The organism is Sphingopyxis solisilvae (assembly GCF_015475875.1).
Classification (GTDB): Bacteria; Pseudomonadota; Alphaproteobacteria; order Sphingomonadales; family Sphingomonadaceae; genus Sphingopyxis; species Sphingopyxis solisilvae.
Genome location: NZ_JADKYM010000014.1, coordinates 82,312 through 92,243 on the forward strand (window position 1 = coordinate 82,312; position 9,932 = coordinate 92,243).

General features: G+C 63.7%; 10 protein-coding genes and 1 pseudogene. 2 read left to right on the forward strand and 9 right to left on the reverse strand.

Annotated features, from left to right (window positions below; genetic code table 11):
• Positions 1-3: 3 nt before the first annotated feature.
• Positions 4-705: an exosortase-associated protein EpsI, V-type gene (gene epsI, locus IR187_RS11360; RefSeq protein WP_194954725.1), complete on the reverse strand. Its 702-nt coding sequence runs from the start codon at positions 703-705 to the stop codon at positions 4-6.
• Complete coding sequence (gene xrtV, locus IR187_RS11365) at positions 698-1,534, reverse strand: exosortase V (protein ID WP_194954726.1); 837 nt, start codon at positions 1,532-1,534, stop codon at positions 698-700. Before xrtV ends, epsI begins: the two co-directional genes overlap by 8 nt.
• 266 nt (positions 1,535-1,800) lie before the next feature.
• On the opposite strand from xrtV, the gene IR187_RS17115 reads away from it, so the two are divergent.
• Positions 1,801-2,802 (forward strand): cell wall hydrolase, encoded by a 1,002-nt coding sequence (locus IR187_RS17115; RefSeq protein ID WP_324187685.1) that lies wholly within the window; start codon positions 1,801-1,803, stop codon positions 2,800-2,802.
• Positions 2,803-2,939: 137 nt separating this feature from the next.
• Here IR187_RS17115 and IR187_RS17120 read toward each other — a convergent pair.
• The 3 genes and pseudogenes from IR187_RS17120 to IR187_RS11385 all read right to left on the reverse strand — a co-directional run.
• Positions 2,940-3,365 (reverse strand): annotated as a pseudogene (locus IR187_RS17120) (CAP domain-containing protein); the annotation flags it as partial.
• Positions 3,366-3,442: 77 nt separating this feature from the next.
• Positions 3,443-4,108 carry a L,D-transpeptidase family protein gene (locus IR187_RS16855; protein WP_228765844.1) on the reverse strand — a complete coding sequence of 222 codons (666 nt, stop codon included), beginning with the start codon at positions 4,106-4,108 and terminating at the stop codon, positions 3,443-3,445.
• Positions 4,105-4,752, reverse strand: a complete 648-nt coding sequence (locus IR187_RS11385; RefSeq protein ID WP_194954728.1) for a PEPxxWA-CTERM sorting domain-containing protein — start codon at positions 4,750-4,752, stop codon at positions 4,105-4,107. Before IR187_RS11385 ends, IR187_RS16855 begins: the two co-directional genes overlap by 4 nt.
• 488 nt (positions 4,753-5,240) lie before the next feature.
• On the opposite strand from IR187_RS11385, the gene IR187_RS11390 reads away from it, so the two are divergent.
• A complete protein-coding gene (locus IR187_RS11390; protein ID WP_194954729.1) occupies positions 5,241-5,945 on the forward strand; it encodes a helix-turn-helix domain-containing protein in 705 nt (234 codons plus the stop codon).
• A gap of 57 nt (positions 5,946-6,002) precedes the next feature.
• Here IR187_RS11390 and IR187_RS11395 read toward each other — a convergent pair whose 3' ends face one another.
• From IR187_RS11395 to IR187_RS11410, 4 genes are all read right to left on the reverse strand, one after another.
• Positions 6,003-7,040, reverse strand: coding sequence for an acyltransferase family protein (locus IR187_RS11395; RefSeq protein ID WP_194954730.1), 1,038 nt, complete (start codon positions 7,038-7,040; stop codon positions 6,003-6,005).
• A gap of 464 nt (positions 7,041-7,504) precedes the next feature.
• Positions 7,505-8,155, reverse strand: a complete 651-nt coding sequence (locus IR187_RS11400) for a helix-turn-helix domain-containing protein (protein ID WP_194954731.1) — start codon at positions 8,153-8,155, stop codon at positions 7,505-7,507.
• Between the two features lie 238 nt (positions 8,156-8,393).
• On the reverse strand, positions 8,394-8,954 hold the full coding sequence (locus IR187_RS11405) for a hypothetical protein (RefSeq protein ID WP_194954732.1): 561 nt from the start codon (positions 8,952-8,954) through the stop codon (positions 8,394-8,396).
• A 739-nt stretch (positions 8,955-9,693) separates the two neighbouring features.
• Positions 9,694-9,932, reverse strand: a 239-nt coding sequence (locus IR187_RS11410; protein WP_194954733.1) for a transposase, incomplete at its 5' end; no start/stop codon positions are given.

The following is a 9,932-nucleotide window of genomic DNA, read 5'->3' on the forward strand; positions in this document are numbered from 1 at the left end:
ATCTTATCCTCTAGCCTCTGGTCCGAGCAGCAAACGCTGCATCTTGGGATTGGTATTTTCGATAAATGTCCGGGCGAACCCCGCCAGCAATCTCTGCGCCTCGCCGGCCTCAATACCCAGCGCCGAGACCCGCATCATCATGCCGTCGGGTATTTCGCCGGCAAGATTGGCGCGCATCACCGCGATCCGCTGCTCGCTCCATTTGCGGGGATAGGCGGTGCCGAGACGGGTGAAATAGGCGACCTGCTCGACCCGGTTCGGCGCCGTCGCGGTGAAGAAATTCGCCGGGATCTGATGGCCGTTTGCCTCGAGTGTGACGTCGCGGGTCGGCGTCAGCTGGAAACCCCCGACCGGATAGCAGACTTCTGGACGATGGACCTGCAGGACGCCGTCCTGGGCATTGTTATAGGCAAGCAGGAGCATCACCGGCGGAAGGTCGGGCGCCACAAAGACCCGCGTGACGAGATTGTCGTAGAGCCTGTCGCTGAGCGCGTCGGGCGGCGGCAGCACGACGCCGCTTTGCGATACTTCCTCCCAGGCGCCGAAGCGCTTCGGCACCCAGCCTTCGAAAATATCCTCGGGCACGACCGGGTTGGCGACTGCGGGTTGACGGGCGAAGGCAACGGCCGATGCGCCCGCCAGGGCCATGCCGAGCATCATGTTGCGCCGCGAGAGATTGGCGAAAGATTGGGCGGCTTTATCCATTGGCTGCATCCGGTTTCGGCGTTTCGGCATAGCGATCCCAAAGCGGTTTCAGCACCAGGTCGAGCGCGAAGATCGTCGCGAGCGCGATGGCGAACATCACGATGCCGGCGAAATTGTGGAGGAAGCCCTGGGCGGCCGCTTCGCCCGCATGATAGGTCAGGAGGATCAGGATCAGCACGCGAAAGAAATTGGCGATGAGCGCTACCGGGACGATGAGGAGCACGAGCAGGAACGCATAGCGCCACCGCGCCTGGTGACGCATATAGATGTAGAAGAGCGAGATGGCCGACAGCGAAATGATCGAATTGATCCCCGAACAGGCGGCAGCAACCAGCAGTTCATATTGTCCGATATAGATCCGCACCCCTTCGCCGCCAATCGGATAACCGAGCAGAGTCAGAAACCAGATCGCCGCCTCGGAGAGCCAGATCTTCATCGGCACCGTGATGAAGGCAACCAGCGTGTCGGGCGGCGGAAAGATGAAGGCGAGATAGAAGAGCGGAAACCAGAGGCGTTTCATCACTTCGAGGCCGACGATGCTGTACAGCACCACGAGCACCGCCGCATACATGAGATATCCCTCGATCTCGACGATCTGGGTGATCCGGGCAAAAATCTGCAACGGGACAAGCATGGCGAGCAGCGACCAGACATTCCGGGACGGCGCGGGGGCGGCGAGGTCGGAGACTTCGCGCCACCGCCGATGGAGCAGCCACAAGCCGGTCAACAGGACGATCGGGCCATGCGCGCCTTCTTCACCGCTCCACGATTGCTGCACCACGAAAATCATGGTGGGAACGGCGAACAGCAGCAGGCCAGCCAGAAGCACGATCGTTCCGGCTGATATCTGGCCCGGAAGACGGCTAGGCTCTCCCCCGGCGACTTTAACGTTGGCGGCAGTGGCCATTTTCTACCCGATTACTGGCTGTTTCTCCGCGGGATATAGCAATCCACCGCATCTGCCAATGCTTCCGTCGCATGGCGGCGTGTCGGGCTGGCACAGATTGCTGCGGCGCTTGTCCCGTCGTGGACCATCGCGATGCATATTGAGGCGCGCATCGCGCCCTGATCTGGTGTAGGCGGCAGGCGATGGATGTGACCCCAAATTCCGCAAGGCGCCGCGCGGCGTGGCGTCAGGTTGGCATTCTGCTCGTGACGGCCGCGATTGGCGGTTCGATTTCCGGCGCCTTGATCCCGGTGCTGTTCAAGCCGCCTGCCCCTCGCGAACGTCCGGTCGAGGCGAGGGCACGCGTCACCGAAGCCGCGCCGCCGCTGCTGTTGCCCCAGGACATCAAGCCGATCTCGGAAGAAGACGCGCTCGCCGAGAACGAAAAACTGCCATTCTCATCCGCGCCGGTCGAGTGGGCGCCCCCGCTGGTCGTGCCGCTCAACGCCGCGCAGTTTATCGGCCGCCGCTCGGCGATGGACTGTCTCACCGCAGCCATTTATTATGAGGCCGCGCAGGAATCGGAAACCGGCAAGCGTGGCGTGGCGCAGGTCGTTCTCAACCGGGCTCGCCATCCGGCTTTTCCCAACAGTGTCTGCGGCGTCGTCTATCAGGGATCGGAGCGACGTACCGGCTGCCAGTTCACCTTCACCTGCGATGGCAGTCTCGCGCGCCCGCCATCGCGCGCGGGCTGGGACGCGGCGCGCCGCGTCGCGCTCGCGGCCCTGTCGGGCTATGTCGAGCCGCGGGTCGGCATGGCGACCCATTATCACGCCGACTATGTGGTGCCCTATTGGGCGCCGTCGCTGGCCAAGATCGTGAAGATCGATCGTCACATCTTCTACCGCTGGTCGGGCGGTTGGGGGCGGCGCTCCGCCTTCAATCAGTCGGTGAGCCAGGAACAGTTTTTCGACGACCAGCCGCAGATCGAGGCGCTGATCGCACTCGACACCGAGCCGACGCTGTCGACGCCATATTCCGCGCCGGTCTCGCGCGGGCCGCGATTGGCAGCCGACGAAGCTGCCGGTTCGTTGACCGGCAACGAGAGCGCGGTACTCCCGCGCAACGTCGTCGCGCCTTCGATCAGGGCCGACGAGACGCCGGCGAAGCTGGCGGTCGACAGCGCGAGGGGCAGCCTCAAGGTCGACTGACCCGCGGCCGGAGCGGTAAAGGCCTGCTGCCAATTATGCGCGAAGGGATCGCGCCCCCGCACATTGCCCGGTTCGCTGTAGCGGCAGACGAGGATCTCCTCGCGCTCGCCCTCTGCGATGGCGCAGCCGACCTCGGCCGACCGGCCCCAGATCAATTGCGTATAGTGCGAGACATCCTGCGGCCGGCCGGTGCGGCTGTTGCCCGGAAAGACGCCAGGGACAAAATATTGCTTTTCGGCGATCCAGAGGTCGACCATGGCCTCCGGTCGAAAGGCGCCGGGCGTTCCGCCCCAGATATTCTCGCCCTCGAGCGGGCGTCCCGGGACATTCGGCGAATGTTCGAACCGTCCCGTGCGGGCAAGATGGTTGGCCCAGGCCTGCGCGCGCCGCGCGAGATCGTCGTTCCAGCGCAGCGCCGGCACACCGGCGAGCGCCCGCTCGCGGTTGTGGCTGTCGAGGAGGCGATCGTGGAGCCCGCCGAGGCGGGGCTGGGCGCCGGTGAGCAAAGTCGCGGCAATCCCGAGAAAGGCGATTTTTCCTGACGTTTTGACGAACTGCGCCATAGTGCACCCCCAAGAAGCAGGGGTGGCCTACTTCCGAACGGACTAAGGCCAGATGGCAGTTATTGGTTAAGATCGGATTAGGATCTGACGGCGGCTCTCGCGCGCTGCTGCACCTCGGCCGAGCGGACCACTTCGACCAGGTCGCCGACCTTGGCAGCGTCGAAGAGCAATTCTGCGAATTTATCGGGGAGGCCGATACAGCCGTGGGTCGCGCGCCGTCGCGACATCGGGCTGCCGTGCAGGGCCACCCCGGTGTCGGTGATAAACAGTGAGAAAGGCATCGGCGCGTCATAGCTGCGCGAATGATAGTCGCGGTGTTTGGAGAGAATCGGAAAGCGGCCGAGGGGTGTCTCCATGCTGTCGTCGCCATACACGATGACCGCGGTGCCGATTTCATGACCGCCGCGGAAAACCGAGATCAACTGCGTCCGCACATCGACCCAGATCGTCAACGGTCCGGCGGGCGCGCCCTCCTCGTTCCACTGGAACTCGCCATGCCGCATCTGGCCCCCGGTACGCAGCAGCGAGCGGACGCCCGCGGGCAACAGGCCGCTGCGTTTCGCCTCGATCTGCTGGGCAGGCGAGAGGATTTCGCGCACGCTCGCCTTGGCGCCCGATGCCTGTGTGCCGGCAGGCTTTGCGGTTGCCGCAAGTTGGTCTGGGCCAAAGTCCGGGGAAAGGAAATAACCCGCTACCGCCGCTGTGACGACGAGGAGCGCGGCAATCAGGCCGCCGCGCATCATGCCGCGCGCAGCGTGCTTTCAGCGGGAATTTTGCGGCGCCGGCGCATGGCCGCAGCGCATAGCCAAAAGCCGATCAGCATCATGGCCCAGGTACCGGGTTCAGGCACTGCCGGAACGGGTGTCTCGGTCGGCGTTTCGGTCCCGGGCGGTACCGGTTCGCCGGGCGTGGATGATGTCGGCGGCGGCAGTACCGCCCCGAAGCCACCGGGTATTCCCGGTGTGCCAACGCCCCCCGGCAGCGCTCCGAGGGAACCGAGCGGCAACAGGTCGGACGGCGCCGGATCGCCAAGCGCGATCGGTCCGGGTGCCTGTCCCAGTTCGTTCAGCGAGTCTTCGGGAGGTGTGTCGAAAATCTTGCCGAGGGCGCGCTGTTCGGGCTCGGCGCCGTCGGCTGGCCGGCCGAGCAGGCGTTCGGTGAGCGAGGGCCCCTTGCCGACCTTGCCCTTGAGCAGGTCGGTTTCGGTGCGCTCGCCAGGCGAGCGACCGAGAAATCGGTCGAGCGCGTCGGTGGTCTGGGCATAGAGCGTGCCGCCGTCGCCATTGAAGGCCGGGATGGTCACCGATGCCACCGCGAGCAGCATCATGGCGAGCGCCATTGCCACCAGGCGGCGCTTTTCACCGATAAATGAGACCAACCGTGCCATATCAGCGGGCTAGCGCATATATTACATCGCGTGAAGATATTTGTTTCGACACCGATTGCGCCTGTCCCGATCGGGAACAGTGGCGAGCAGAGGCGTAAATCGACCGGACCCGTCAATCATGCGCGGAACGTGTTTTAGCTCTGCTGGTTAAAGTACAGATATTAAAATGTATTTTGGGTCCCTTGTTCAGAGCTAACGGCGCGGATCATTGCCAAGTGCAGAGATGCAGCAGAATCGATCGGCATTCTGATCTTCAGGCGTTTCGCCGAACCAGGTCATCGGCTTGCCGAATTTTTGTTAAATCCGCATCAGGGACGTCACGGGAGAGAGCTCGCAGCGCGACTCGAAGCGAAAGGTCTCTGCGCCCATCGAGCGAAAAAACCGAATGCCTGTCCGGGTTGTCGCGGCTGCCGCCAGGCGGGCGCGCACAGAGGAACGGACGGCGCGCCGCTAGCACTTTGTTAACCCTGTGCCGCGACAATGGCGTTATGATCATTTCGGCATTTCTCCAATCACCTTCGTCCGAGGGCGACACACCTCGCAAGCTTCGGCGCAAGCTGCAGCTCGAGGTTCCGGGCGCCCAAGCCGACGGCGAGACGCTGGCGGTGCGTATTCACAACATATCGCAGGGCGGGATGCTGATCGAATGCGAGGCCCCGCTCGCCGTCGACGACAAGATCGATGTCGAACTCCCGCATGCGGGGATCGTCACCGCCAAGCTGGTCTGGACCAGCGGATCGCTGTTCGGTTGCCAGTTCAAGGCGCCCATTTCGAACGCCGCCGTCAGTGCGGCAGAGCTGCGCGCTGTGGCGCTGCCGGCATCGCGCGAGGATGTGCCTTCGCTTGCGGGCGCCGATGCGATAGCAGTCGAGCCCGGGCCAGCCGGGCGACAGGCGCAACGCTTCGGTGCCAATCTTAAGCGCTTGCGTATCGCACGCGGCCTCAGTCAGGCCGATCTCGCTGCCGCGCTCGAGGTGAGCGCGCCGTCGATTTCGGGTTGGGAAAAAGGCAGGGCAAGGCCCAAAGCCGATCGTCTGGCCGCGCTGGCGTCGCTTCTTGGCGTTCCTGTCTCGAAGCTCCTCGTCGATCTGGCGGCCGAACCCTATGAGGATCTGATCCTCCAGGGCCGCGAACGGATTGCGCGCGCGACCGGCGCAAGCCCCGACAAGATACGAATTTTCATCGAAATCTGACGGTCGTTCCCGCTTCGATCCTCGTCTGCGCGATCGCGCGGTGATCGGGGCGGGCATCTATTGGTGCGGGGCAGGGGTGGGTTCCTCGCCGGCTGACCGAACCCTGCGCTCCGCGAACCGGCGTCCCCACTGGTTCCAGCGCCGCTCGTAATAGAATGTCGAGAGATGGGCGCAGGCGAAGGTCGCGGCGAACAGCAGCGGCCGTTTGGCATATTTCGCCAGTGTATCGCCGGCCCCGAGCCAGGTGGCTGCGAAGATCGCGTGGAAGACATAAAGCGCGTAGGATGTCTGTGCGATGTAAACAGTGATGCGGCGCTCGGCGAGGGCGTGCATCCAGGCGGGGGCGCTGTAAAGCGAGGCGCCGATCATGACGGCGCAGAGATAGGGCCGCAAATAGGCTAGATAGCCGGTGCGCAGGTCGGCACTGGCAAACAGCAGCGCCAGCAGCAGGAAGATATTGGGCCGTGACAGCAGGCGGCGCGCGCGCTGGCCGAGCCAGCCTTCATATATGAGGGCGAGCGTCGCGCCCGCGAGAATCTCGTCGGCCCGGAACCAGGTCACGATCGACATCGGTTCCTGCCAGTAGATGCGTGCCAGCGTGATTGCGAGGCAGGCCAGCGGCACGACCAGAAGCGCTCGCTTGCCGCCGATCGCGACCAGCAGCGCAATCGAGAGGTAAAATTGCACCTCGAGGCAGAGGCTCCAGAAATGGGCGCCCGGCGGCACCAGCGAGTCCGGTGGAAGATTGGCAACGAACAGGAAGTTGCCGGCGAACTCGCCGGCGCTGGCTCCGCCGGCCACGAGAAAGGCGAGGAGCATGCCGAGCCAGGCTAGGGGCACGATCCGGGCCAACCGCCGGATCAGGAAGCGGCGGATATTGCCGTCCTCGATCAGAAAGCGGGTAATCAGAAATCCCGAGAGCGTGAAGAATATCACCATCCCCGTTGCTGCGACCGGAGCATTCAATTGCCACTGCGAGGGTCCGATGGGCAGCAGGTGGCCAGCAAGCACGAGCAGAATGCACAGCGCACGCCAACCATCGAGCAGAGGTAGATGCTCCAGCGCATGCTGCGCGTCTTGGCCTTTTGTCCTCATCACCCACCCTCGTCGTGACATGCTCCAACGCTACGGGCATTTCGCGATCTGTCTAGCGCGTTCACCATAGTCCGTCGTGATGGTCGTCGGGATCACCTGTTAGCGCGCGCCGACCGAGCGCAATACCGCATCGATATGTGAAGAATGACATAGGCCAGGGAGAGAGCGTGCGGTGCATCCGCTCGACCAGCCCGTTGGTCCCCGGCTGGTGCGGCTTGGTGGGTCGGGCTCGATATCGTTGGCCTCGCAGATCATGTCGAAGTGCATCTCCTGCGAGAAGACGTGCTGCGGCGGAGCGGCGGGTCAGCGAACGGGATGCCGTTATCGTTGATGATGGTCTGGATTCGGGAGGGCAGGTCTTCAAAAAGGCAGGCGGCTTGGAACAGCTTTCGGCGCCGGGCGATATTGAGCAGCTGGCGCGCTCTGTTCACACGTCATGTTGCCATCGACGGCGAATTTCGCAGTTACATCTCGATCTGGATCCGGACCTTGTCCTCGTCGACCCCAGCGGCAAGGGCGATCGACCTGCGGGCCTGGTCGACCTGGGTCCGGAAGCCGGTGCGCTCCTTCAGCCCGAGCAGGTCGGACAAGGACACCCCGAAGATTGTTGCCATCGCGTCCATGCGATCGGGCCGCGGTCGGCTGCGATCCGCCTCCCAGGCGCTGACCGCGGGAACGCTGACCGACAGCAATTTGGCAAGCTTGTCCTGGGTCATGCCTTTGGAGCGGCGCAGCTGCTGCATGCGTGCGCCGAGGCTTGCCGGAGCAGGCGGAGCCGCTGGCAGGTCGCGCGCCATCGTCTCGGCGCCCAGCGAAAGGATGAGGTCGAGCGTCGCGAGCGGCAGCGGGGCATCGAGGTCGCAAGCGATCAGGCGGCCGCCAACCCACGCGACCTCGGCTTGACCGTCGATACGGCTCTCCGACGTCATAAGCGCGATCGAGGCGCCGATCGTGAATGGCGCGCTGCTTTCAAAGACGAGGCCGCGTTCGGAGAAAGCGAGCACCCGTACCTGGATGTCGCCAGGCTCCGGCGCCGGCTCGTCGAATCGCAGACTGAAATCGGCCATGTCGCCGCCGGCGGCTGCCGTGCTTTGCATCCATCCGCGAATGCTCATCGGCTGCCCCGCGTCGGTGGGTCGGGCATAACTGAAATGTCGCTTAGCCGGATACGAAAGAAAACGGTCATGCTCTATAATACAGCATCGCCAAGCGGTCGGAAGGCTGATTTTGCACCGACCATCGGTCGCCGTTCCCGCCCTGCCGCAACGCGGCGGGAGCCACGCTGTGCGATGGACGGAATGTTTGCAGGATCGGCGACGAGATGACGCAGCACTCAACAAATAATCCGAAGGCTTATCGGTTGCCACCGACTTGCCTGGAATAAACCCATGCGGCAGCGGCAATGATCATGATCCCGGCCATCTCCTGGATCGAGCCCCAGGGAAAGATTGGGTTGCCGCGACCGAGCAGCTCGTCGAGATGGTGGAAGGACGCGGCGCGCATGAGGATGAACAGTCCCACAAACCCGAGCCCGACGAACGCGAGCCGAACCGCGCGATGCGCGCGGCGCAGCCACCAGAGCAGGGTTGCACCGGCGATCATCGCGAAAGCCGCGAGACCGACAACGAAGGCGAACTGGACCGGGCGGTGGGCGCCGTACCAGCCATAGGCTTTGGCATGCGCGCGCCCGGCAATTGTGAGGAGCGTCTGCAGGTCGAGCAGTTCGTTGACCGCGAGAAAGACGAGCAGGACCGACGTTGACCGCCAGAAGCGGCGTTCGGGGCCGCTGTTCCGAGCGGCGGCGTGTAGAGAAGCGCGGCGGGCAAGCAAGGCTGTGCCGAGATAGGCGGCGACCGTGATCCAATCGGCGAAGTCGGCGTTCGCGATGGAGGATCGCCAGCTGTCGACGTTCATCATGGGTTGGCGGCACCGTGCATGCCACCGGTCTAGCGGCGCCATGCCGCGATGCAAGACGCCGGGTCACGCGCGGGTCATGATTATCACAACGTGACCGTGCGCCGTCGCCGGAACCGGACCCCGGCATGGGAAACAGGGTAAATCCGGCCTCGATGGCGGCCGGAGGATTGGCTCCACCAAGGTGCCGGGGGCGATGCTTGCCATCGGCACACATTGAGAACAGGCGAGCGAACGATCGCTAAGGCGGTTCAATCATATTGCCAGTTCTTCGATGGCCGGGAGGCAGTCTTGTGCGGCGCATCGTCCGCGGCGGCAGTGAGGGTGTGAAACGGCTCATCCTGGCCGGCTTGTTCGGAGCTGCTTGCTTCCGTATACTGATTTGGCGGATGGGGCATTGTCTCGGGTGACGGCTGGCTGCACCCGCAAATCAGTATCGCTGCCAGCAATGTCCCCGGCAACCGGACTCGCATTGCTTCCTCCCCAACGCAATGATGATGTTACATAGCATGTTGGAAGAATGGCGTCGCTGCGAGATGCGTCCGAAGCGGTAATTAATCGATCCGATACCTTGTGATGCTAGTTCGCTGGCACGTGGCTGCTCGCCTTGAGCAGGATCGCGTGGCTGAAAGGGTATCGGGCGGACCGCGCGCACTCTTCTTCCTCGGCAATAGGCGGGCACCGAGGGGACGAGAAGGGTTGGTACGGAACGTGATTGCCTAGGGTCAGGACTCATTGGTCAGAGCCAGAAGATGGCGGTTGCGGCGAGGGCTACGGCGGAGAAGACGGCCTTCGGGCACCGATCGTAGCGTGTTGCGACCCGTCTCCAGTCCTTCAGGCGGCCGAACATAATCTCGATACGGCCCTGGCGTTTGTAGCGGCGCTTGTCGTATTTGACGGTCTTGTTTCGTATTTTCCGGCCCGGGATGCAGGGTGTGATGCCCTTTTCCTGCAAGGCGTCGCGGAACCAGTCGGCAT

What these genes read in the sequence shown, in the direction of transcription:
- epsI (WP_194954725.1), bottom strand. Translation starts at nt 705, where the DNA reads ATGGATAAAGCCGCCCAATCTTTCGCCAATCTCTCGCGGCGCAACATG.
- IR187_RS11385 (WP_194954728.1), bottom strand. Translation starts at nt 4,752, where the DNA reads ATGGCACGGTTGGTCTCATTTATCGGTGAAAAGCGCCGCCTGGTGGCA.
- IR187_RS11405 (WP_194954732.1), bottom strand. Translation starts at nt 8,954, where the DNA reads ATGAACGTCGACAGCTGGCGATCCTCCATCGCGAACGCCGACTTCGCC.
- IR187_RS16855 (WP_228765844.1), bottom strand. Translation starts at nt 4,108, where the DNA reads ATGATGCGCGGCGGCCTGATTGCCGCGCTCCTCGTCGTCACAGCGGCG.
- IR187_RS11400 (WP_194954731.1), bottom strand. Translation starts at nt 8,155, where the DNA reads ATGAGCATTCGCGGATGGATGCAAAGCACGGCAGCCGCCGGCGGCGAC.
- IR187_RS11395 (WP_194954730.1), bottom strand. Translation starts at nt 7,040, where the DNA reads ATGAGGACAAAAGGCCAAGACGCGCAGCATGCGCTGGAGCATCTACCT.
- IR187_RS11390 (WP_194954729.1), top strand. Translation starts at nt 5,241, where the DNA reads ATGATCATTTCGGCATTTCTCCAATCACCTTCGTCCGAGGGCGACACA.